General features: G+C 69.0%; 19 protein-coding genes. 5 read left to right on the top strand and 14 right to left on the bottom strand.

The window, feature by feature from the left end:
* The first annotated feature begins 18 nt into the window (after positions 1-18).
* The 4 genes from C0012_RS05730 (at position 19) to C0012_RS05745 (ending at position 7,006) form a co-directional block, all read left to right on the top strand.
* Complete coding sequence (locus C0012_RS05730; RefSeq protein ID WP_110590116.1) at positions 19-1,305, top strand: aromatic ring-hydroxylating oxygenase subunit alpha; 1,287 nt, start codon at positions 19-21, stop codon at positions 1,303-1,305.
* Positions 1,306-1,355: 50 nt separating this feature from the next.
* Positions 1,356-2,702 carry a flavin reductase family protein gene (locus C0012_RS05735; RefSeq protein WP_110590150.1) on the top strand — a complete coding sequence of 449 codons (1,347 nt, stop codon included), beginning with the start codon at positions 1,356-1,358 and terminating at the stop codon, positions 2,700-2,702.
* Between the two features lie 35 nt (positions 2,703-2,737).
* Positions 2,738-5,245 carry a GcvT family protein gene (locus tag C0012_RS05740; protein ID WP_110590117.1) on the top strand — a complete coding sequence of 836 codons (2,508 nt, stop codon included), beginning with the start codon at positions 2,738-2,740 and terminating at the stop codon, positions 5,243-5,245.
* Positions 5,246-5,434: 189 nt separating this feature from the next.
* Complete coding sequence (locus C0012_RS05745) at positions 5,435-7,006, top strand: molybdopterin-dependent oxidoreductase (RefSeq protein WP_110590118.1); 1,572 nt, start codon at positions 5,435-5,437, stop codon at positions 7,004-7,006.
* Here C0012_RS05745 and hemB read toward each other — a convergent pair.
* The 10 genes from hemB to C0012_RS05795 all read right to left on the bottom strand — a co-directional run bounded on the left by hemB (position 6,999) and on the right by C0012_RS05795 (position 15,478).
* Positions 6,999-7,985, bottom strand: a complete 987-nt coding sequence (hemB, locus tag C0012_RS05750) for a porphobilinogen synthase (RefSeq protein WP_110590119.1) — start codon at positions 7,983-7,985, stop codon at positions 6,999-7,001. The genes C0012_RS05745 and hemB overlap by 8 nt on opposite strands.
* Before the next feature lie 46 nt (positions 7,986-8,031).
* A complete protein-coding gene (locus tag C0012_RS05755) occupies positions 8,032-8,874 on the bottom strand; it encodes a uroporphyrinogen-III synthase (protein ID WP_110590120.1) in 843 nt (280 codons plus the stop codon).
* Complete coding sequence (gene hemC / locus C0012_RS05760; RefSeq protein ID WP_110590121.1) at positions 8,871-9,908, bottom strand: hydroxymethylbilane synthase; 1,038 nt, start codon at positions 9,906-9,908, stop codon at positions 8,871-8,873. Before hemC ends, C0012_RS05755 begins: the two co-directional genes overlap by 4 nt.
* Before the next feature lie 8 nt (positions 9,909-9,916).
* Positions 9,917-10,594: a hydrogen peroxide-dependent heme synthase gene (hemQ, locus tag C0012_RS05765; RefSeq protein ID WP_110590122.1), complete on the bottom strand. Its 678-nt coding sequence runs from the start codon at positions 10,592-10,594 to the stop codon at positions 9,917-9,919.
* A 126-nt stretch (positions 10,595-10,720) separates the two neighbouring features.
* Positions 10,721-10,987, bottom strand: coding sequence for a hypothetical protein (locus C0012_RS05770; RefSeq protein WP_110590123.1), 267 nt, complete (start codon positions 10,985-10,987; stop codon positions 10,721-10,723).
* Entirely contained in the window at positions 10,977-11,402 is a 426-nt protein-coding gene (locus C0012_RS05775; protein ID WP_110590124.1) for a phage holin family protein, read from the bottom strand. Before C0012_RS05775 ends, C0012_RS05770 begins: the two co-directional genes overlap by 11 nt.
* Complete coding sequence (locus C0012_RS05780) at positions 11,402-11,719, bottom strand: hypothetical protein (protein ID WP_110590125.1); 318 nt, start codon at positions 11,717-11,719, stop codon at positions 11,402-11,404. The genes C0012_RS05775 and C0012_RS05780 overlap by 1 nt, the downstream gene beginning before the upstream one ends.
* A 79-nt stretch (positions 11,720-11,798) precedes the next feature.
* Positions 11,799-13,289: a protoporphyrinogen oxidase gene (gene hemG / locus C0012_RS05785; protein WP_110590126.1), complete on the bottom strand. Its 1,491-nt coding sequence runs from the start codon at positions 13,287-13,289 to the stop codon at positions 11,799-11,801.
* Complete coding sequence (gene hemE / locus C0012_RS05790) at positions 13,286-14,323, bottom strand: uroporphyrinogen decarboxylase (protein WP_110590127.1); 1,038 nt, start codon at positions 14,321-14,323, stop codon at positions 13,286-13,288. Before hemE ends, hemG begins: the two co-directional genes overlap by 4 nt.
* 51 nt (positions 14,324-14,374) lie before the next feature.
* Positions 14,375-15,478, bottom strand: coding sequence for an AI-2E family transporter (locus C0012_RS05795; protein WP_110590128.1), 1,104 nt, complete (start codon positions 15,476-15,478; stop codon positions 14,375-14,377).
* Positions 15,479-15,607: 129 nt separating this feature from the next.
* On the opposite strand from C0012_RS05795, the gene C0012_RS05800 reads away from it, so the two are divergent.
* Positions 15,608-16,903, top strand: coding sequence for a glutamyl-tRNA reductase (locus C0012_RS05800; RefSeq protein WP_110590151.1), 1,296 nt, complete (start codon positions 15,608-15,610; stop codon positions 16,901-16,903).
* A gap of 6 nt (positions 16,904-16,909) precedes the next feature.
* Here C0012_RS05800 and narI read toward each other — a convergent pair whose 3' ends face one another.
* From narI to C0012_RS05820, 4 genes are read right to left on the bottom strand one after another with little or no spacing between them, the layout of a single operon-like run.
* Positions 16,910-17,638 (bottom strand): respiratory nitrate reductase subunit gamma, encoded by a 729-nt coding sequence (gene narI, locus C0012_RS05805; protein ID WP_110590129.1) that lies wholly within the window; start codon positions 17,636-17,638, stop codon positions 16,910-16,912.
* Positions 17,635-18,420, bottom strand: a complete 786-nt coding sequence (narJ, locus tag C0012_RS05810) for a nitrate reductase molybdenum cofactor assembly chaperone (protein WP_232527809.1) — start codon at positions 18,418-18,420, stop codon at positions 17,635-17,637. Before narJ ends, narI begins: the two co-directional genes overlap by 4 nt.
* Positions 18,421-18,422: 2 nt before the next feature.
* Positions 18,423-20,018: a nitrate reductase subunit beta gene (gene narH / locus C0012_RS05815; protein ID WP_110590130.1), complete on the bottom strand. Its 1,596-nt coding sequence runs from the start codon at positions 20,016-20,018 to the stop codon at positions 18,423-18,425.
* Positions 20,019-20,031: 13 nt separating this feature from the next.
* Positions 20,032-23,769 (bottom strand): nitrate reductase subunit alpha, encoded by a 3,738-nt coding sequence (locus tag C0012_RS05820; protein ID WP_110590131.1) that lies wholly within the window; start codon positions 23,767-23,769, stop codon positions 20,032-20,034.
* Positions 23,770-23,771: the final 2 nt, after the last annotated feature.

Raw genomic sequence — 23,771 nt, forward strand, 5'->3', positions numbered from 1 at the left:
GAGTGCGAATTGAGTGCGATGAACGTGGCCCCCTCGACGAGCGGACACGCCGGTCTCGCGGTCGAGAAGCTCGCCGAGATCCAGACTCTCCTGAACGATCGCCGCGCCGGATTCTCGTTGGAAGCTTCCTTCTACACCGACGTCGATCTCTTCGGCCTCGACATGCGGGCGATCTTCGGGCAGCACTGGATCTTCGCCGGAAGCATCGCGGAGCTTCCGGAGCCCGGCGACTACATCACGATCGACCTCGGCCCCTTCTCGCTCATCGTTCTCCACGACGATGACGACGGCGTCACGGTCCTGCACAACGTCTGCCGGCACCGCGGCGCGCGCGTGCTCACCGAGGAGTCCGGCAGCACCGGCAACCTGGTGTGCGGATACCACTCGTGGACGTACGCCCCGACGGGGGAGCTGCTGCACGCATCCGCCCCCGGCGAGGTCGACTTCGACAAGAACTGCTACTCGCTCAAGACCGCGCACGGGCGCATCGAGGCGGGCCTGATCTTCGTGTGCCTCGCCGACGAGCCGCCGAGAGACTTCGACGACACCGCGGAGATCTTCCGTCCGTACATCGCTCCGCACGAGCTGGCGAAGACCAAGGTCGCCTTCCAGCAGAACATCGTCGAGGAGGGCAACTGGAAGCTCGTGATGGAGAACAATCGCGAGTGCTATCACTGCGACGGCCACCCCGAGCTGGCCTGCTCCCTGTTCCCGACCTGGGGCCTGACCGACGGCCTCATCCCGGCGCACCTCGAGGAGGTGTGGGCGCGGAATCAGACCGCGCAGGCGGCCCTCGAGGAGCGATGCCGGCGCTACGGCCTGCCATACGAGGTCGTGGAAGAGCTCGACACGCGTGTCGCCGGGATCCGGATCTCACGCGAGGCGCTCGACGGCGACGGCGAGTCGTTCTCGGCCGACGGCCACCGTCTGTCGAAGAAACTCCTCGGCGATCTGCCGGACTTCCGCCTCGGGCGCTGCTCGATGCACCTGCAGCCGAACAGTTGGTTCCATTTCCAGAGCGACCACGTCATCACCTTCGCGGCGTTCCCAATCAGCTCCCACCAGACGCTCGTGCGCACGACCTGGCTCGTCGCCGACGACGCGAAGGAGGGCGTCGACTACGACCTGGAGACGCTCACGCACACGTGGAAGCAGACGAATCTGCAGGACAAGGCCTTCGTCGAGCTCTGCCAACAGGGCGCCACCAGCCCGTTCTACGAGCAGGGTCCGTACATGAAGAGCGAATACCAGGTCGAGGCCTTCATCACCTGGTACATCCAACGCCTGCGGGAGCACGTGGCGTGATCGCAGAGGACACGTCCACGGGCCTGGCCCAGCGGATCCGCGGGCTCGAGATGCCGTGGAACAGGGTCCTCCGTGCGTCGGCCGGCCCTGCCGGCGCCGCGACGGCGCTCGGTCCGTGGTTTCCGCAGGAGTTCCAGGCGGAGTGCGTCGAGACCATCCCCGAGACCGACGACATGATGACCTTCGTCTTCCGACGGACGGACGGGGCGCCGCTGGCGTTTCGGGCCGGGCAGTACATCAACGTCGACGTCCCGGTGAACGGCTCAGACGCCGAGCCCCTCAGTCGCAGCTACTCGCTCTCCAGTGCGCCGACGGTGCCGTGGACGTTCGCGATCACCGTCAAGCGTGACGACACGGGAGCCGTGTCCCCGTGGATGCACGAGAACATCCGCCCCGGCGACGTCCTCGACATGCTGGGCCCCGTGGGCGCCTTCCATCTCCCCGACTACGATCGGCGGGCGCGGTTCCTCCTCCTCGCCGCGGGTTCCGGGATCACGCCGCTGATGTCGATGATCCGCACCATCCACTCGCTGCCCGGCCAGGCGGACGTCATCCTGCTGTACCACGGCGCCGCGCCGGACAGATTCGCGTTCGCCGACGAGCTCGATTTCCTCGGCAAGGCCGATTTCCGGATCCGTGTGGTCTACGCGCTCGGAGACCGGGCCGCGCCGAAGGACTGGGACGGTCGAACGGGACGGATCTCGTCGGAGCTCATCGACGCCGTCGCCCCGGATGCGAACGGACGCCAGGTGTACGCCTGCGGCCCCCAGGGTTACCTCGACGCGGTCACCGCGTGCCTGCCGCGCGTCGGCGTCGACGACACCTCGCTCTACATCGAGTTCTTCACCGGCAACAGCGTGACGCTGCGGGAGTACGCCGAGGAGATTGCGGCCGCCGAGGAGATCGCGGAGGAGTTCGCCGCCTCCGCCGAGGAGATCGTCGAGCCGCAGACCGCGGCGCTCGATCTCTACGAGGTCGAACGCGCGCGCGCCGAGCAGGCCGATGCCGTGCCGACGGTCGCCGTCGACGCTGAGGCGGAGGTCCTGCCGCCGCCGGAGATCGACGTCACCGAGCTCGACTTCGACGAGCTGACCTCGACAGATGACGACGCGCCGTACGAGACTGTCGGAGACGGCGCGTTCACCATGTCGTTCGTGCGAACCGGCATCAACGTCCGGCTCGACCCCGGGGAGAACATCCTCGAGGCGGCGCGCCAGGCCGGCGTCCGCATCGGCGCGAACTGCCAGGTGGGGATGTGCGGCTCGTGCAAGGTCGTGAAGCTCGACGGAGAGGTCGAGATGAATCACCAAGGAGGGATCCGCGCCCGCGAGATCGACGCGGGGAAGTTCCTGCCCTGTTGTTCGACGGCGCTCACCGACCTCGTCGTCGACGCCTGACGCATCGCTGACAACCACCACACGCAAGGGACCCCATGTCTACGTCCTCACCTCGGATCGTCATCATCGGAGCGGGCATCGTCGGAGCGAATCTTGCCGACGAGCTCGCGCAGCGCGGGTACGCGAACACCCTGGTCCTCGAGCAGGGTCCGCTCGGCGTGCCCGGCGGCTCGACGTCCCATGCGCCCGGCCTCGTCTTCTCCTCGAACCCCTCGAAGGCGATGACCGAGTTCGCCCAGTACACGATCGAGAAGTACACGGGCCTCACGGACGCCGACGGGGTCGGCTCGTTCCTCCCCGTCGGCGGGCTCGAGCTGGCGACGACGCCGGAGCGCCTGCGAGATCTGCACCGCCGCGCCGGGTGGAACCGCTCGTGGGGCGTCGAGGCGCACGTCATCGACGCCGACGAATGCGTCCGCCTTTTCCCGATGCTCGACCCAGAACCGGTCCTCGGTGGCCTCCTCACGCCCGGAGACGGCCTCGCCCTCGCAGCCAAGGGCACGCAGCTGGTGATCGAGCGCGCTCGCGCGCTCGGCGTGGAGTTCCGCGACCGCACGAGGGTCACCGGCATCGAGGTCACGCGCGGGTGCGTCCGCGCCGTCCTCGTCGGCGACGAGCGGATCCCGGCCGACATCGTCGTCTCGTGCGCCGGTTTCTGGGGCACGAGGATCGCCGAGATGGCCGGCCTCCGGCTGCCGCTGCTGCCGATGGGGCACCAGTTCGCCGTGACGTCGACGGTGCCGAGCCTCACCGGGAAGAACGAGCTGCCGAAGGGCGCCTCCGCGCCGATCCTGCGCTACCAGGACCGCGACCTCTACTACCGGGAATGGGGGGACCGCATCGGGATTGGCTCGTACGCCCACCGCCCGATGCCGATCGATCTCGACGAGCTGCCGCAGTACGCGGCCGAGGAGATCACCGACGAGCGCATGCCGTCGAGCCTGCCGTTCACGCCCGAGGACTTCGCCGCCGAGTGGGAGGCCACGCGCCAGCTGCTTCCGGAGCTGCGGCAGACGGAGATCCAGCGCGGCTTCAACGGCGTCTTCTCCTTCACTCCCGATGGTGGATCCCTCGTGGGCGAGGCCCGCGACGTGGACGGGTTCGTCGTCGCCGAAGCAGTCTGGGTGACGCACGCGGCGGGCATCGCGCGCGCCGTCTCCGAGCTCCTGACGCGCGGGTACGCCGACACCGACCTCAGCGGATGCGACGTCAACCGCTTCGAGGACGCGCAGACCTCGACCGACTACGTGAGCGAGACCTCTCGGCAGAACTTCGTCGAGATCTACGACATCCTCCATCCGTTGCAACCGCGGGTCTCACCGCGCGATGTGCGGCTGAGCCCGTTCCATGCCCGCCAGGTCGAGCTCGGAGCGTACTTCCTCGAGGCCGGCGGGTGGGAGCGCCCGCACTGGTATGAGGCGAACGCCGCCCTCCTCGATGAGCTCCCCACCGAGTGGGCGGCCCCGCCCCGCGACGAGTGGGCGAGCCGATTCCACTCCCCGATCGCCGCGGTCGAGGCGTGGAAGACCCGCACGGCCGTCGCGATGTACGACATGACCGCCCTCAAGCGCCTCGAGGTGACGGGTCCGGGCGCGGGCGAGCTGCTGCACGGGCTAACGACCTCGTCGATGCTGCGCGCCCCCGGCGCGGTGAGCTACACGATGCTGCTCGACCCCGCGGGCGGCGTCACGAGCGACATCACGGTCGCGATCCTCGACGAGGAGACCTACCAGATCGGCGCCAACAGCAACATCGACCTCGCCGTCCTCTCTCGCGAGGCGCGGGCCCAGACCTCGGCGGACCCGTCGAAGTGGGTCACCGTCCGAGACGTCACCCCCGGCACCTGCTGCATCGGGTTGTGGGGGCCGCACGCACTCGACGTGATCGCACAGATCAGCGACGACGATCTCGCGCCCGGCGGCCTCGGCTACTTCCGAACGAAAAGGGTGTTCGTCGCCGGCGTCCCGGTGACCGCGATGCGGCTCTCGTACGTCGGCGAATTCGGGTGGGAGCTCTACACCTCGGCCGACCTTGGCCAGCGCCTCTGGGACGCGCTGTTCGCGGCCGGGCAGGAGTTCGGGATCATCGCCGCGGGACGCGAGGCGTTCAACTCGCTACGTCTGGAGAAAGGCTTCCGCGCGTTCGGAACCGACATGACGAGCGAGCACGAGCCGACCCAAGCCGGCGTCGGTTTCGCGGTCAAGGCCTCGAAGACGGATGACTTCCGCGGCAAGGACGCGCTCGCGGCGCGAGCCGCGTCCACGACGAAGACGTTGCGCTGTCTCACGCTCGATGACCCGCGGAGCGTCGTGCTGGGGAAGGAGCCGGTCTTCCTGGTGGGAGGAGGATCCACCGCCGGCTACGTCACGAGCGCCGCCTACGGATACACGATCGGCCGCTCGATCGCCTATGCCTGGCTCCCGAACACCGTGGGCGTCGGCGACGCCGTCGAGATCGAGTACTTCGGGCGGCGCCTCCGCGCGACCGTGGTCGCCGAGCCCTTGTACGACCCGGAGATGGCTCGCCTGCGCGGGACGCCGTGAACTGAGTCGGGCGGACGCCGCTCTCGCGGGCGGAAACGCTGCCTCTGCGCCCCGCCTGCGTCATCGTGTCCACACGTTTCCGTGCCATTCCAATCCGCATGCTGTCCCGCTGCGAATTACTGATCACACCGACTGGTTCAGGCACGAGCACTGCCGACCAGAGATCAGGACCGAGGGCGGCAGACGAACATGACGAGAATCACCAGGTGGATCTGGAGCGCCGTGAGCGGCGTCGTCGCGGCTGCGACGTTCCTCGCCGTCGCCGAGGTGCTCGTGCCCTTCACAACGCCCGGTCGCGGCCCGATCGTCGACGTCGGCGGATTCGTGATCGATGTCGTGCCACGACCGCTCAAAGAGCTCGCGATCGCGGCCTTCGGCGAATACGACAAGCTCGCCCTGCTGATCGGTCTGGGTATCGCCGTGCTCGGCGCCGCGGCGATTTCCGGAATCCTGCAGTACGTGCGGCGCCCCTTCGGCGTCGCTCTGCTCGCGCTCGCCGGGGCCCTCGCCCTGCTCGCGTCCGTGACACGCGCCGGAGCCTCCGCGCTGAGCTGGGCCCCGTCCGTCGCCGGCACTCTTGCCGGAAGCGTCGTTCTGATGCTGCTCATCGCACGACTTCGCTCCTGGAAAGACGCCGCGGCGCAGCCTGTCGCACGGATCCCCGAGAATCCGGCTGCATCGAAGACGGCGAAGGTCTCACGACGAGCCTTCTTCCGCACGACTGCCGTCGTCGGGGCGACGGCCGTGCTCGCCGGCGTCGGCGCACGCCTGCTCGGCGCCGCGACCTCCTCGGTCTCCGCGATCCGCGAGGAGCTGCGGCTGCCCGCCCCGCGCACTACCATCTCCGTGCCGAACGGCGCGGAGCTCGACGTCGACGGCCTCACGCCGCTGATCACGCCGAACGCCGACTTCTATCGCGTCGACACCGCGCTCGTCGTTCCGACGGTCGATCCGGCGAGCTGGCGCCTCGTGATCGACGGAATGGTCGATCGTCCCGTCGAGTTCAGCCTCGACGACCTCCTGGCGCGGGGCGTCGACGAGTACGCCATCACCCTCACCTGCGTGTCGAACGAGGTCGGCGGCGATCTCGTCGGCAACGCGATCTGGCTCGGGATCCCGGTCCGCGACCTTCTCGCGGAGGCCGGTCCCCGGGCGGGAGCCGACATGGTGCTCTCGCGCAGCGTCGACGGATACAGCGCCTCGACGCCGTTGGCCTCGCTCACCGACGACGGGCTCGACGCGATCCTCGCCGTCGGGATGAACGGCGAGCCGCTGCCGGCGGAGCACGGCTTCCCCGTGCGCATGGTCGTTCCCGGTCTCTACGGGTATGTCTCGGCGACGAAGTGGCTCACTCGGCTTACCGTGACGACCTTCGCCGACGACGAGGCGTACTGGACGCCCCGAGGGTACAGCGCGAAGGCGCCGATCAAGATGTCCTCCCGCATCGACACCCCGCGGATCGGATCACCGGTCGCGGCCGGCACCGTCGCGATCGCCGGCATGGCATGGGCCCAGACGGTCGGCGTCGCCCAGGTCGAGGTGAGCATCGACGATGGCGCGTGGCAGCAGGCCACGCTCTCCGCTCCGCTGAGCGACGACACCTGGGTGCAGTGGAAGCTCGAATGGGACGCGACCCCCGGCACGCACTACATCACGGTGCGCGCGGTCGATGCCGACGGCAACCGGCAGGTCGAGGAGCGGGCGCCGATCTACCCGGACGGGTCGACCGGCTGGCAGCGGATCCTCATCACCGTCACCTGAGCGATTCGCGGATCCACCCGGCGGCCTCGGTGGCCCAATAGCTGAGGATCGCGTCCGCGCCGGCCCGTCGGAACGCCATGAGCGAGTCAAGAATCGTCGCGCGTCGGTCGAGCCATCCCTTCTCGGCCGCGGCCTCGACCATCGAGTACTCCCCCGACACCTGGTATGCCCACACCGGAACGTCGACGTTGGCGCGCACGTCGGCGAGCACGTCGAGGTAGGGCAGGCCGGGCTTGACCATGACGATGTCGGCACCCTCGTCGACGTCGAGCATCGCCTCGCGCACTCCCTCGCGCGCGTTCGGCGGATCCATCTGGTAGGTGCGCCGGTCGCCCGTCAGCTGCGAGTCGACGGCCTCCCGGAACGGTCCGTAGAAGGCGCCCGCGTACTTCGCCGAGTAGGCGAGAATGATCGTGTCGGAGAATCCCTCCGCGTCGAGCGCATCGCGCACGGCCGCGACCTGCCCGTCCATCATGCCGCTGAGCCCCAGCAGCTGAGCGCCGGCCCGCGCCTGTGCGACGCCCATCGCGGCGTAGCGCTCGAGCGTCCGGTCGTTGTCGACGGCCCCGGCAGGCGTCAGCACCCCGCAATGACCGTGATCCGTGAACTCGTCGAGGCACAGATCGGTCTGCACGACGAGCGCATCCCCGACCTCCTCGCGAACCGCCGTCGTCGCGACGTTGAGGATCCCCGCGGGGTCGTCCGCGCCGGATCCGATCGCATCGCGCACGGCGGGCACGCCGAAGAGCATGACGCCGCCGACGCCCGCCTCAGCCGCCTCGACGGCGGCACGACGCAGCGAGTCGAGCGTGTGCTGGCTCTGCCCGGGCATCGACGTGATCGGCTGCGGAGAGTCGATCCCCTCCCGTACGAACATCGGCAGGACGAGCTGCGACGGCACGAGGTGGGTCTCGGCCATGAGGCGGCGCACGGGCGCCGACTGGCGCAGACGACGCGGGCGATGGGCGGGGAAGCTCATGGGCACATCCTTGCTCGGGCGCGCGTGGATCGCGCCCGCGAGCGGTCTAGTTCTTCGACTCGGTCGACGTGACCTGGAAGGGGCCCGTCTCGGGGATCGCACGGGCCTCGGGGGTCGGCGGCGGCACCGGGATCCCGGCGAGCGCGTCGATCAACGAGGCGACCGTGCGTTCGGGGGCGATCACCTGAATCGGCAGATCGACCTCGTTCGCGTCATGGGCCGTGCGCGGTCCGATCGCCGCGATGACGGTCTGATCCGGGATCTTGGGGAACTGCTCGCGCACCTGCGCGGCGACGGATCCGCTCGTCACGAGGATCGCGTTGATGCGTCCGTTCACGACGTCGCGCGCCGCCCGCTCGGTCGCGGGGACGCCCACGGTGCGATAGGCCACGACCGCATGCACGTCGTGGCCGGCCTCGGTCAGCCGCACGGAGAGCACGGGCTTGGCGATCTCGCTGCGCAGCGCGAGGATCCGCGTCGGCTGCGACTCGCGCGCCAGCAGCTCATCAGCCAGCCCAGCCGCCGAATTGTTGCGCTCGGGAACAAGGCTCACCGGGTATCCCACGGCCTTGAGGGCCGCCGCCGTCGTCTCTCCGACCGCCGCAATCTTCGTGCCCGACGGGATCCGCGCGCCGTAGGCGTGCAGCACGTCGACCGTCGTTGCGCTCGTCACGGTGAGCCACGAGAACGCACCGTCGGCCAGCTCGGCGATCGCGTTCTCGAGAGCCGCCGTGTCCTCGGTCGGCGCGAAGTTGATGAGCGGCGAGACGACGGGGACGGCACCCTGGGCGCGCAGCCGCGCCGCGACGTCGTCGCCCCAGGGCCCACCGCGCGGCACGAGCACGCGCCAGCCGCTCAGGGGTTTGGCTATCTTGGCATTGTTGGTCATGAGGTGGGGGATGCCTCTCTCGTCACGATGTCGGCTGCCCCGTTCTCCAGCAGCCGACGCGCGAGGTCGCTTCCGATCTCACGGGCACGGACCACGAGGCCCGAGCTGTCGGCAGCCGCACCGCTGCCATGCCCCCGAATATACCCATCGATCAGGTCCTGGACACCCCCGATGCGCTCGCTGTGATCGACCGTGACGTCATCGTGAACATCCGCGCCGTACACCGAGGCGCGTACGCGGACGCTGTCGCCCGCGACATCGGCGTGGACGCCGACGGGCGCATGACAGCCCGCCTCGATGCCGCCGAGCGCGGCGCGCTCGAGCGACACGGTGAAGCGGGTGAGGGGGGAATCGAGCGCGGCGATCGACGAAAGCAGTTCAGGATCCGCATCGTCACGCGTCTCGACGGCGAGGGCCGCCTGGCCCGCGGCCGTGGGCCACAGCGCGAGACCGCGGTGCTCCGCGCGCAGCTCGCCGAGCGTCGTCGTCTCCGCGCCGTCGGCGTCGACGCGCACGAGGCCCGCGGCCGCGAGCACGACCGCGTCGAGCTCGCCATCCCGGACGCGCCCCATGCGCGAGTCGATGTTGCCGCGGATATCCCGCGTCTCGACCTTCGGATTTACCCGGCGCACCTGCTCGATGCGGCGCGGCGACCCCGTCCCGACGACGGATCCGCGCGGCAGATCGTCGAGCGAAGCTCCGTCGCGGGTGATGACGACATCGCGCGCATCCGCGCGCTCCGGAATCGCGGCGATGACGAACCCGGCGGGCTGCTCGACCGGAAGGTCCTTGAGCGAGTGCACGAGAAGATCGCATTCGCCTGCCGCGAGGGCTTCGCGCAGCCGCGTCGCGAAGACGCCCGCCCCACCGAGCGAGGCGAGCGAGGCGCGGTTCGTGTCGCCCTCGGAGGTGATCTGCACAAGCTCGACGGGCCGGCCGGAGGCCCGCTCCAGGGCACGGGCGACGAGGCCCGACTGGGCCATCGCGAGCCGGCTGCGCCGCGTGCCGAGCCGAATGGGCGTGGGGGTGGTCATCGGGCGGCCTACCGGAGGACCTCGGGGATCTCCTCGACGGGGATCCTCCGTCCGGTGAAGAACGGCACCTCCTCGCGCACGTGGCGGCGTGCCTCGGTGTACCGCAGCTCGCGCATCATGTCGACGAGCTCGGTGAGCTCATCGGACTCCATGGGGAGCATCCACTCGTAGTCGTTCAAGGCGAAGGAGGCCATGGTGTTCGCCACGACGCCCCGGAACGCGGCACCCTTGCGCCCGTGGTCGGCGAGCATCGTGCGCCGTTCGTCGTCGGACAGCAGGTACCACTCGTAGCTGCGCACGAACGGGTACACGACGAGCCACCCGCGCGCGTGCTCGCCCCGGAGGTAGCCGGGCACGTGCGCCTTGTTGAACTCGGCGTCGCGGTGCACGGCCATGCCGCTCCACGTCGGCAGCAGGTTCGCGAGCAGCGCCGTGCGGCGCAGGCGTCGCGTCGCCCGCTGCAGGTCCTCCGGCACGGAGCCGTGGATCCAGATCATCAGATCGGCGTCGGCCCGCATCGCGCTGACGTCGTAGAAACCGCGCACGGTCACGCCGTCGGCGGCAAGCTCCTCGACGAGATGCGAGAGCTCGCCCGCATCGTCGGTCGTGACGGGTCGGTGCGGATCGCGGCGCCAGACGGTCCAGAGGCTGAAGTCGTCGCCGGAGGGTGCTTCGAGATCGGACATGACCCCATCATGCTCCTGGGACCTGTGAGCGCGTAATCGGCACCTGTTCAGCGGGCCAGCGATGGGTCGCCAGGAAACGTCAGTGTGAGGCGTCGTGCACTGACATTTTCTGGCGACCCCTTCGTGTTAGCGCGAGATGATGCGCGCGAGGCCCCAGATCGCCGTTCCCACAGCGATGGCGCCGACGACGATTCCCGTGAGCGCCGCCGCCGGCTTCTCGTCCGCGACCGACCTCGCCTTGACGACGGCGCGATCGACCGCCTCGCTGATGCGCTTGGGGTAGTTCGCCTTGATCTCGATCGCGGCGAGGGCCGCCTTCAGCTCGGCGCGGGCGAGCTGGACCGGATCGTCGATGCCGCTCGGCACCACCGTGGGCGACGGCTCAGAACTCATCCGCGAACTCCTTCACGATGGCCGCGTCGGCCTTGGCTGCGGCTCCCGGGCTCTCGAGCTTCATGATCGCCCGCACGTGCCGGACGTACGCCCACAGCCCGCAGAGGGCGATCATCACGACGCCGATGCCGAGCACGATGAGCGCCGACACCCAGAGGGGCATCCACAAATCGAGCAGGATGACGAAGAATGCGAGGAACGCAGGGATCGTCCAGAAGAGGAAGAACAGCGCGGCCATCGCGAAGATCGCCGTCCACCCGCCGTGCTTGACGAGCTGCCCGACGTACTTCTTGACCGACTCGAGCTCGGCGCGGATCAGATTCTTGACGAGATCCGGGACATCGCCGATCAGGGTGAGGAGGCCGTCGTCGGCGCGGTCGCGCAGCGGCGACGCCGACGTCTTGTCGCGGGCCATCAGTCGACGGCCTTCTTGACGTCCTCGGCGGCGTCCGCCGCCTCGCGAGTCGCGGCGTCGAGCTTCTCGCCCGCCGTGCCCTTCGTCTCGCTCGCGGCGTGCACGATCTTCACGATGCCGGTCCAGGCGACCCGGGGCACGGCCAGGGCGCTCGTCTGCGCGAACTCCTTGACCTTCCCGACCTGCTCCTGAACGGGGTCGAGCTCCCAGACCTTCTCGGCCTGCTTCTTGATCTGCTCGTAGCGCGCGCGGCCGGCACGCGTGCCGAGCACGTAGCCGACGCCGAGGCCGACGATCAGCCCGATCTTTCCTCGCATGGGGACCCCTCCGTGATGTCGATGAGCTGCAGCGCGTTCTACGTTAGGGGATACATTCCCAAACGGGAATCTTGTGCGCTCAGTCGTCGGATGCGAACAGCACCGCGCGGCGCACCCGATCGGCTTCCTCAACGGCGTCGGGAACGACCTGCGCGAGCCCCGTTCCCGCCAGCCAGGCTCCGACCGCCCCGAGCCGCGGAGCGCGGCGGATCGCGTCTCGGGCGACCCGCGTGGTCTCCGCCTGCCCGATCGTCGAGGCCGGCTGCGACTGCGCGAAGCGCTCGACGCGATGTCCGCGAAGCTGAGCGCGCGACAGCTCGACGCCGAGCATCGCCGAAGCTTCCTCGAGCGCGAGGACCGCCGCCTCCTCGTCCTCGAGTCCGTCCGTCGCGGGATCCTCCGCGGCGCTCCCGAAGGACACGCGCAGGGCGTGCACGCCCGGCTCTGCCTGCTCGGCGACCCACTGCCACTTCGCGGTCGTGTGGGTCAGCGCCTTCGCGCGGTGCGATCCGGGAACCGTGAGCACGCCCGTTCCGCGCGGCTTCGCGTCGAGCGCCGCGCTCTCCACGACGAGCGTCACAACCGTCACGACCGGGCCGGGGGCCGGCGCTTCCGCGTCGAGCTCGGCGACATGCGGGGCGAGGAGTTCGCGTGCAGAGCTCTCTTCGGTCGCGAGGATGACGCCGTCGGCTTCGACGAGCTCTTCCGCCTCGTCTCCGGGAAGGGCGACGCGCCAGGATCCGTCGTCCTGGTTCTCGATGCGCGAGACGGGAGCCGAGGTGCGGACCTCGCCGCCAGATTCCTCGATCGCGGAGACGAGCGCGTCCACGAGGCGCCCCATGCCGCCGCGGATCCCGCGCACAGCCCCGCCCGGCGCGGTCTTGCGCTCCTGCGAGAGCGCGAGCACGGCGCCCGTGAGCGAGCCCGCGCGCGTGATCGCCGGATTGAGCCCGGGCACCGCGAGGTCTGGATCGATGCGATCGGGCGACGACGAGTAGACGCCCGTCGTCACGGGGGCCACGAGACGATCGAGCACCCGCCGCCCCACGCGCGACGAGACGAGCTCACCGAGGGATCGCACGTGCCCGATCGTCAGGACGGGGCGGATGCGGTCGAGGTACGCCCGCCACGCGCCACGCCAGCCGATGATGCGGCGCACGTCCTCCGCGAACGGATTCGCGGGGATCCCGAGGATGCCGCCAGACGGGATCGGCGCCGCGCCGACGCCCGGGATGCCGGCGATCCACGCGCCGCCCGCACCCGTTCCGGGATCCACGATGTCGCCGGAGAGTCCGAGCTCGTCGAGGATCTTCGCGACGTGCCCGCCGCGCGTCGCGAAGCTCTCGGCGCCGAGATCGAGCGGGAGACCCGCGACCTCGGCAGAGCGGATCGCGCCGCCCGCGCGAGCCGCGGCTTCGATGACCGTGACCTGGATGCCGAGCTTCGCGATCTCGAGAGCGGTGACGAGACCGCCGATTCCCGCGCCGACCACAACGATGCGGCGGCCGGCCGCCCGCTCGTGCAGCTCGGCGAGGTCGTAGGCGGCGTCGTCGGACTCGGACTCGCTCACAGCGAGTGGACCAGCTCGACGATGCGCGTGAGGACGGTCGGATCCGTCTCCGGGGGCACGCCGTGGCCGAGGTTCACGATGTGCGCGCGGGCCGCGCGGCCCGACTCGACGACGTCACGCACGTGCTGCTCGAGCACGGGCCACGGCGCCTGCAGCATGGCCGGGTCGATGTTCCCCTGCAGGGTCGTGTCGGGGCCGACGATCGACGCGGCCTCGTCGAGCGGCATACGCCAGTCGACGCCCACGGCATCCGCCACGCCGCCGAGGCGCATATCGGCGAGGAACGGCCCGGTTCCGACTCCGAAGTGGATCCGCGGCACCTCCGTCACGGCGCTGAGCACGGCCGTCGAGTGGGGCGCCACAAACTCTCGGTAGTCGGCGGGCGAAAGCGATCCGGCCCACGAGTCGAAAAGCTGCACGGCCGACGCCCCGGCGCCGATCTGCACGCCGAGGAACGCCGACGAGATCTCGGCGAGCCAGCCCGCGAGCCGGTGCCAGGCATCAGGGTCGGCGTGCATCATGGCGCGAGCGCGCATGTGCTCCTTCGACGGGCCGCCCTCGACGAGATACGCGGCGAGCGTGAACGGCGCCCCCGCGAAGCCGACGAGCGGGATGTCCTGCGGGTTCAGCTCGTTCGTCGTCAGCCGCACGGCCTCGCGGATCGGCTCGGCGCGCTCGGCGATCTCCGAGGCCGGGATGCTCGTCACGCGCGCGACGTCGTCGGCCGTCCGCACGGGATCCGCGAACACGGGCCCGCGGCCCGGCGCGATCTCGACCTCGACGCCCGCCAGCTTCAGCGGCACGACGATGTCGCTGAAGAACACCGCCGCGTCGACGCCGTGGCGGCGCACGGGCTGCAGGGTGATCTCCGCCGCCGTCTCGGGCTGCAGGCACGCGTCGAGCATCTTCGTGCCGACCCGCAGCTCGCGGTACTCGGGGAGCGACCGGCCGGCCTGTCGCATGAACCAGACCGGGGCGGTGGCGGGGCGCACGCCACGGAGCGCGGAGACAAGCGGAGCGTCGGTGAGAGCCATGCGCCCATCATCCCACCCCGACCCGAGAGGGCCGTGTCCGGGAACGAGTCGCTATCGCTCGTCGGCGAGGGCCCGCTCCGGAAGGCGGTTCGGCTCGTCCGGAGCGTCGTCGTCTCCGGACAGCCACCGCAGCCACTGCGCCGACGGATCCGGCTCGAGAACGAGCGCCCGCACGAGCAGGGTGAGAGGCACCGCGAGGATCGCCCCGAGCGGGCCGATCACGAACGTCCAGAACACGACCGAGAAGAAGCTCAGCGTGAGGGTGAGGCCGACGGCGTCGCTGACGAACTTCGGCTGGATGAGCACCTGCAGGGTGACGTTTGCGACGATGTACACCGCGACGACGAGGAGGGCCGTGACCCAGTCGTTCGTCACCAGAGCGAGGACGGCGGGCGGCACGAGTCCGAGCACGAAGCCGATATTGGGCACGAAGTTCGTGACGAAGGACAGAATCGCCCAGACGATCGGCGCGGGCACGTCGAGCAGGTACAGCGCGATGCCGTCGATGACCGCGACGATGAGGCCGAACGACGCGTTGACGACGAAGTAGCGGCGCACGCCCGCGCAGTAGGCGCGCATACTGTCGAGCACGGGACGGATCCGCGCCCCGAAGGCGAGCTCCGCGCGCGCATACCGCGCCGAGTCCACGCCCATGAAAATGACGTACGCGAGAACGAAGAAGAACGCCATGACGACGCCCATCGCGCTGCTCGAGAACGACGTCACCGCGCCGATCAGGTTCGACGCGCTGAAGAGCGACGTCACCTGATCGCTGAACGCCGCACTGACGCCGAGGTCTTCGAGCAGGGTGTAGACATCCTGCGTCATGCGCGTGAGATCGGGCACGAGGTCCGACACGAGCCGGATGAACTCCATGATCGCGAAGGTGAGCAGCAGGGCGAGCACGGCGAGGACGATGTAGGCGAGCAGGACCACCCCCGTCGTGCCGACCCAGCGCGGCGCACCGGCGCGCACGATGGCCGGGCCGATCGGATAGCAGATGATGACGATCACGGCGGCGAGCGCGAGAGGCCCGAAGATGTCGCGGGCGAGCCACAGCCCGAGCAGCACGACGAAGGCTGCGGCGAGGGTCACCAGGACCCGCATCGCGGGAGGAACGGCGGCGAATCGGCGGGGTGCGCGATCGGAGCTCATCGGGCCAATCTATGCCGGATCACGCCGGCCCGGCGAGAGGACGCCCCGGGCGGATCCGATGAGTAAGGGTGCCCTTCATTCTCTGGAATCATTCAGAACAAGCTTCGACGGCCTGTAGAATGCTTGATCGTGCTGCTGTGTGTGTCCGCAAGTCATAAGACGGCGCCGTTCGAGCTCCTCGAACGGCTGAGCATGCACGCCGAGCCGCTGTCCCCCCTCATCTCCGAAGTCGGCACCGAGATCGCGGGCGCCGTGGTCCTCTCCACGTGCAATCGCTTCGAGGCGTACCTCGACATCGATCTCCCGGCCGACACCGGGCACGACGCCGCCCTTGCGGCAACCCGCGACGCCCTGGAACGCGCGACGAGCGTGGAGCGCGGCGAGCTGTCCGGCGCCTACGAGGTCAAGAAGGGCATGCGTGTCGCCGAGCACCTCTTCTCCGTCGCCTCCGGACTCGAGTCGGTCGTCGTCGGCGAGGGTGAGATCGGCGGGCAGGTGCGGCGTGCGCTCGACGAGGCCCGCGCGCATGGGACGACCACGAGCGAGCTCGAGCGCCTCTTCCAGCGCGCCACCGAAACGCAGAAGAGCGTCAAGAACACGACGGCGCTCGGCCGCGCCGGGCGCTCCCTCGTGCGCCTCGCCCTCGATCTCGCCGACAGCCGCATCGCCGACTGGCGCGACATCGACGTGCTCCTCGTCGGCACGGGCGCTTACGCCGCCGCGACCCTCGCCGCACTCCGCGACCACGGCGTCGCCTCCGTCACGGTTCACTCGCCGTCCGGCCGCCAGCAGTTCGCCGCGAAGCACGGTCTCGCGCAGGTCTCACACGACGACTTCGCCGCGGCAGCCGCGAACGCCGACATGATCATCACCTGCACCTCGCAGGAAGAGCCCGTGCTCCGTGCCGACACCCTCCGCGCCGGCGGCTTCGACGGCCGGGCCTTCGTCGTCGACCTCGGTCTCCCCCGCAACGTCGACCCGGACGTCGGTGACATCGAGGGCATCACGCTGCTCGACCTCGAGACCATCCGCCTCCACGCCCCGCTCGAGGAGCTGCAGGCATCCGACGCCGCGCGCGAGATCGTGCGCGACGCCGCCGCGAAGTTCGCACAGGCCGGTCGACAGCAGACGGCGCAGCCCGCCGTCGTCGCCCTCCGCACGCACGTCTTCGAGGTGCTCGAGCGCGAACTCGGCCGCGGCAAGAACCGCGAGAACGCCGAGCAGATCGAGCAGGCGCTTCGTCACTTCACCGGCATGCTGCTGCACGCCCCGACGGTGCGAGCGCAGGAGGCCGCCGTCGAGGGGCGCGCCGACGAGGTGTTCGACGCGATTCAGACCCTCTTCGGCATCGACGCCCGCCCGCAGTTCTCCTCGGCCGCCCCGCCGGCCGAGTGCCCCATGAGCGACGAGCACCTGGCGAGCTGACGAGCCTCAGAAGTCGTTCGGCTCCCAGCCGCGACGCACCGGCTGCCGCACCGGATCCTTCGAGCGGTACACGATATACGGGCGCGTCAGATAGCCGACAGGCACCGTGAAGACGTGCACGAGGCGCGTGAACGGCCAGATCGCGAACAGCAGGATCGCCGTCAGCACGTGGATCTGGAACCCCAGCGGGGCCGCCGCCATGAGCGCGATGTCTGGCTGGAGCATCCAGAACTGCCGGAACCAGACCGAGATGCCCTCACGATAGTCATAGTGGCCGAGCGCGCTCTCGAAGATCGTCGAGTACGTTCCCGCGAGGATCACGACCGCGAGCATCAGGTACATGAGCTTGTCGAGCTTCGTCGTGGCGCCGAACACCCGGGCGTTCGTGCGGCGCCGGAAGATGAGGATCGCGAGCCCGCCGATCACGGCCGCCGCGGCGCCCGTGCCGATCGTGATCGCCATGAAGTGGTACATGCCGTCGGTGATCCCGACCGCCTCGGTCCAGGACTTCGGGATTCCGAGTCCCACGACGTGTCCGACGAAGACGAACACGATGCCGTAGTGGAACAGCGGCGACCCGATCCGCAGCAGCTTCGATTCGTAGATCTGGCTCGACCGCGTCGTCCATCCGAACTTGTCGTATCGATACCGCCAGATGTGGCCGAGCACGAACGCGGCGAGCGCGAGATACGGGATGATGAGCCACAGCAGCACGTCGAGCGGCGAGCCGTTCATTGCGGTCGTCCTTTCAGCGGAGCGCGCGTGAGCGAGTCGATCGGGAAGAAGGCGCGGCCGGGTGTTCCGGCGGGGGCGGATCCGGTCGCGTACGGGGTCATGTCCATCGGCGGCATGTCCTCGGCCCCGTCGGTGAGACCCACCTCCTCCTCCGCGGGCCCCTCGGCGGCGAGCCGGGCGATGGCCGCTCGATCGTCACCGTCGAGCGGCGGAAGCGTGCGGCACACCGCCGCGACGGCGCCCTGCCAGGGCGATTCGGCCTCCTGCAGGTGCAGACGCAGCAGTTCGAGGCCCGCGCGGTGGGCCAGGAGGATCCCGCGCGCCCCGTCGACGCTATGCGCCGCGCCGAACTCCAGCACATAGGCGAGGTGATCGGGCAGCTCGTCGTCGCTGACCTCGAGGCCCTCGTCGCGGTAGCGCTGCTTGACCTCCAGCAGCGCCATGCCGCGGCGGCGCGTGTCGCCGTTGGCGAAGTAGGTCAGGTACAGGCAGCCACGACGGCGCGTGTCGAAAGTCTCGACGTACTCGGCGCGCACCTCGTACGGATCCCGCGCGGTCAGCGCGCGGATCACTCCGCGCAGCTCCTCGCGCACCGGGTCGGGCAGGGTTCGCGCGAGCGCATCGAGCGACGGCAGCGCCCCGTACGCCCCCTCGTCCGGATACTGTAGCAGCCACGAGGCGACGAGCCAGGCGGCGCGCGTCTGCTCGTCGTCGAGTACCGGATCCGCCTGTTCGGCGGAGGTGCGGCCGAGCAGGCCCCCGATCATCTCGCGCAGCGCCATCGTCACGCCGTCCGCGGCTCGGGGAACATGCCCTTCGGCGTATCCCGACCGTTCCAGTTCAGCAGATTGACACGCCCCTTGAGGTGGCCGTCGTCCGCGAGCTTCTGCCCATTCGACTGTGCGCCGGGAACGTCCTCCATGCCCGGGCCGCCGTCGAAGTTGAGCGGGCAGTCGGTGCCGATCGCCTCGAGATCGTGCGCCGACTCGGAGTGCCCCGCGGGGATCACGTACCGGTCGTCGTACTTCGCGAGCGCGAGCAGGCGGTACATCTCGTCCATCTCCTCGGGCTCCATGCCGACCGAGAGGGGCATCGACTCGTCGCCCGGCTTCCCGAGGTTGATGTCGCGCATGTACGAGCGCATGCCCGCCATCTTCTTGAGCACATCGGCGACGAGGTCGACGTCGCCCGCCGTGAAGAGATTCGCGAGATAGCCGAGCGGAATCCGAAGCTCGTCGATCGCCGCGAACAGGTTCACGGCGTCCTCGGCGTCGTAGCCCGTGTCCTTGACGACGTCGACGACGGGCGACAGCGGCGGGATGTACCAGACCATCGGCATCGTGCGGTACTCGGGGTGCAGCGGCAGCGCCACCTCGTACTCCTTGATGAGCTTGTACACGGGCGAACGCTGCGCCGCCATGATCCAGTCGTGCGAGATGCCCGCCTGCTCCGCAGCCTGCATGACCTCCGGATCATGAGGATCCAGGATCACGCTCTTCTGGGCCTCGTAGAGCTCATGCTCATCCGTCACGGACGCCGCCTCGGTGACGCGATCGGCGTCGTAGAGCACGAGGCCGATGTAACGCAGGCGGCCGACGCACGTCTCGGCGCACACCGTCGGATCCCCGTTCTCGATGCGCGGATAGCAGAACGTGCACTTCTCGGCCTTGCCGGTCTTGTGATTGAAGTAGATCTTCTTGTACGGGCAGCCCGAGACGCACATGCGCCAGCCCCGGCAGCGCTCCTGGTCGACGAGGACGATCCCGTCCTCCTCGCGCTTGTAGATCGCTCCCGACGGGCACGAGGCGGCGCAGGACGGGTTCAGGCAGTGCTCGCAGATGCGCGGCAGATAGAACATGAAGGTGCTCTCGAACTCGAGCTTCACCTTGTCCTCGATGCCCTTCAGCATCGGGTCCTTGTCTTTGTGGGCGTAGGTGCCGCCGAGGTCGTCGTCCCAATTGCCCGACCACTTCACCTGCATGTCCTCGCCCGTGAGGAGCGACTTCGGCTTGGCCGTGGGGATGTGCTGCTGCTCGGGCGCCGACAGGAGGTTGTCGTAGTCGTACGTCCAGGGCTCGTAGTAGTCCTCGATCTCGGGCAGCTTAGGGTTCGAGAAGATCGACGCGAGCTTCTTGAGCTTGCCGCCGTCGCGCAGCTTGAGCCGCCCCGATCGCGAGAGCGCCCACCCACCGCGCCACTTGTCCTGGTCCTCGTACCCCCGCGGATACCCCTGCCCGGGCCGCGTCTCGACGTTGTTGAACCACACGTATTCGGTGCCCTTGCGGTTCGTCCATGCCTGCTTGCAGGTCACGGAGCATGTGTGGCATCCGATGCACTTGTCGAGGTTCATGACCATCGACATCTGCGCCATCACTCGCATCGTTCGACTCCCCTCAGTACTCGACGTCCTGGTTCGTGCGACGGCGGATCACCGTCACCTCGTCACGCTGGTTTCCCGTCGGTCCGTAGTAGTTGAACGCGAACGAGAGCTGGCCGTAGCCGCCCACCAGGTGCGTGGGCTTGATCATGATGCGCGTGAGCGAATTGTGGATCCCGCCGCGTTTGCCGCTCGTCTCAGACAGCGGCACGTTCGCGGTGCGCTCCTGCGCGTGGTGCATGAATGCCGTTCCCTTCGGCATCCGATGCGACACGATCGCGCGCGCCGCGACGACGCCGTTTCGGTTGACGGCCTCGATCCAGTCGTTGTCGGCGATACCGACGGCCTCGGCATCTTCGACGCTCATCCAGATGGTCTGGCCACCGCGGCCGAGCGCCATCATGAAGAAGTTCTCCTGATACATCGAGTGGATCGCCCACTTGTTGTGCGGCGTCAGATAGCGCACCGAGATCGTCGTGCCGTCGGTGTCACCGACCTTCCGCTCGCCGAACAGGGCGTTCATGTCGAGCGGCGGGCGGAACGCCGGAAGCATGTCGCCCATCTCGAGGAACCAGTCGTGGTCGACGTAGAAGTGGTAGCGCCCCGTCAGCGTGTGCCACGGCTTCAGCCGCTCCACGTTGATCGTGAAGGGCGAGTAGCGGCGGCCGCCCGTCTCGGATCCGCTCCACTCGGGCGAGGTGATGACGGGCACGGGCGCCGCCTTGGCGTCCTCGAACGACACCTGCTTGCCCTCGTGCTCGGCCGAGAGATCGGCGAGTTTCACGCCCGTACGCTTCTCGAGAGTATGGAAGCCCTCGGTCGCCATCATCCCGTTCGTCGTACCCGACAGCCCGAGGATGTAGTCGGCCGCCTGGCGGTCGGTCTCGAGCTTGGGCTGCCCCGCGCCCACGCCCGTCCGCACGACCCCGTTGAGCCGTCGGAGGCGCTCGACGTGGTGATGCACGTCGTAGGGGATGCCCCTCGTCGTCATGCCCGCCTTCTCGAGCAACGGGCCGATCGAGGTGAACTTCTCGTGGATCTTCGTATAGTCACGCTCGACCTCGACGAGCTTCGGCATCGTCACGCCGGGCACGGGCTCGCACTCGCCGAGCTTCCAGTCGAGCACCCGGCCGTGCGGGGTGTTCACCTCGTCAGGCGTGTCGTGCTGAAGCGGGAAGGCGACGACGTCGGTGCGGGTTCCGAGATGCGTCTCGGCCAGCTCGGAGAAGCGCTCCGCGATCGTGCGCCAGGTCTCCCAGTCGGTGCGCGACTGCCACGGGGTCGAGATCGCCGGATTGAAGGTGTTGACGAACGGGTGCATATCGGTCGTCGAGAGATCGTGCTTCTCGTACCAGGTGGCGGCGGGCAGCACGACGTCGCTGTGCAGCGTCGTCGACGTCATGCGGAAGTCGAGGGTGAGAAGGAGGTCGATCTTGCCCGTCTTGCCCTTCTCACGCCAGCGCACATCGCGCGGGCGGAGGTGCTCGGGCGTCTCGTCGGCCGACACCGTGTTGTCGACCCCGAGAAGGTGCTTGAGGAAGTACTGCTCGCCCTTCGCGCTGGAACCGAGCGTGTTCGCCCGCCACATGGCCCAGATCCGCGGATGGTTCCCGTCGGCATCCGGATCCTCGACCGCGAAGTTGATCTCCTCGCTCTTGAGCTTCTCGACGAGGTAGTCGCTCGCGCCCTTCCCCTCAGCTCTCGCCTCGTCGACGATGTCGAGCGGATTGCGATCGAACGAGGGATAGAACGGCTGCCAGCCGAGTCGCGTCGCCTGTGCGACGGCGTCGGCCGTCGCCATCCCCGCGAACTTCCCCTTCCCGGCGCGGGCGGCGAGTGTGTCGGCACCGAACTGGTCGTAGCGCCACTGGTCGGTGTGCATGTACCAGTAGGTCGTCTGCGTCTGCTGCCGGGGCGGGCGCGACCAGTCGAGCGCGTTCGCCAGGTGCAGCCATCCGGTGAAGGGCCGGATCTTCTCCTGACCGACGTAGTGCGCCCAGCCGCCGCCGTTGACCCCCTGCGTCCCACACAGCGTCGTGAGGGTGAGGAACGTGCGGTACGTCTGATCGGAGTGGAACCAGTGATTCGTTCCTGCGCCCATGATGATCATCGAGCGCCCCTGCGAGTCGCGCGCGTTCGCCGCGAACTCTCGGGCGATGCGCGCCGCGGCCTGGCCGGGAACGCCCGTGATGCGCTCCTGCCACGCGGGTGTGCACGGCACCTCGGCGTCGTCGAGCCCCGTCGGCCACTCGCCGGGAAGGCCGGCGCGACCCACCCCGTACTCGGCGAGCAGCAGGTCGAACACTGTCGTCACGCGCGTGCCGCCGATCGTACGGTACGGCACCCCGCGGCGGATCGTGTCGATCTCCCCCTGCGCGGCCGTGTCGAATCGCGGCAGCTCGATCTCGACGACGCCCTCCGCCCCCTCGAGAAGCGACAGGCGCGGCTCGATGTCACCCAGATCGAGGTTCCAGCGCCCCTCGCCGTCCTTCGCGTAACGATGACCGAGTGTGCCGTTCGGCACGGCGACGGAGTCGGTGGTCTCGTCCCAGAGAACGGGTTTCCACTGCGCGTGCTCCGTGTCGCTCTCCTCGCTCGCGCCGGCAGGAAGATCGCTCGCGACGACGAACTTGCCGGGGACGACGGATCCGTCTTCCCGCTCCTCGAGACGGATCACGAACGGCAGATCCGTGTACCGGCGCACGTACCGATCGAAGTACTCGGTCGTGGAGTCGACGAAGAACTCCTTGAGGATCGTGTGCCCCATCGCCATCGCGAGCGCGCCGTCGGTTCCCGACGCGGGTGCGAGCCACTCGTCCGCGAACTTGACGTTCTCGGCGTAGTCGGGGGCGACCGCGATGACCTTCTGACCGCGGTATCGCGCCTCGGCCATCCAGTGCGCGTCGGGCGTGCGGGTGAGGGGGATGTTGGATCCCCACATCATCAGATACGACGAGTTGAACCAGTCGCCCGACTCGGGCACATCGGTCTGGTCACCGAAGACCTGCGGGCTCGACGGCGGAAGATCGGCGTACCAGTCGTAGAACGACAGCATGGATCCGCCGATGAGCTGGTGGAATCGGGCACCCGATGAGAACGACACGGGGCTCATGGCCGGGATCGGCGAGAAGCCGGTCGCGCGGTCCGGACCGATCTCCTTGACGGTGTAGACGTACGCGGCGGCGACGATCTCGACCGCCTCATCCCACGTCGCGCGCACGAGCCCGCCCTTGCCGCGCTTCGCCTTGTACTCGGCCGCCCGCTCGGGATCCTCGACGATCGACTTCCACGCGAGCACAGGATCGCCATGCTGCCGCTTCGCCTCCCGGAACAGGCGGATCAGCGCTCCGCGCACGTAGGGGTAGCGCACGCGCGTCGGCGAGTACGTGTACCAGGAGAACGAGGCTCCGCGCGGGCAGCCGCGGGGCTCGTACTCGGGCATATCAGGGCCGGCCGAGGGGTAGTCCGTCGCCTGGGACTCCCAGGTGATCAGGCCGTCCTTCACGTAGACCTGCCACGAGCACGATCCCGTGCAGTTGACGCCGTGGGTCGAACGGACGACCTTGTCGTGCGCCCACCTCGAGCGATAGAACGAGTCGCCCTGGCGACCGCCCTTGTGGTGGATCTCGCGCTTGTCCTCCGACACATCCGCCGCGCGCGAGAAGATGCGCCGCGTGCCGATCAGTGCGTCCATGAGGGCGTTGTCGGTGCCGCCCTTCTTCGCCGCTGCGGGTCGGTCGTCGATCGACGTCATGC

It is taken from the genome of Microbacterium suaedae, assembly GCF_003254645.1.
Taxonomy (GTDB): Bacteria; Actinomycetota; Actinomycetes; order Actinomycetales; family Microbacteriaceae; genus Microbacterium; species Microbacterium suaedae.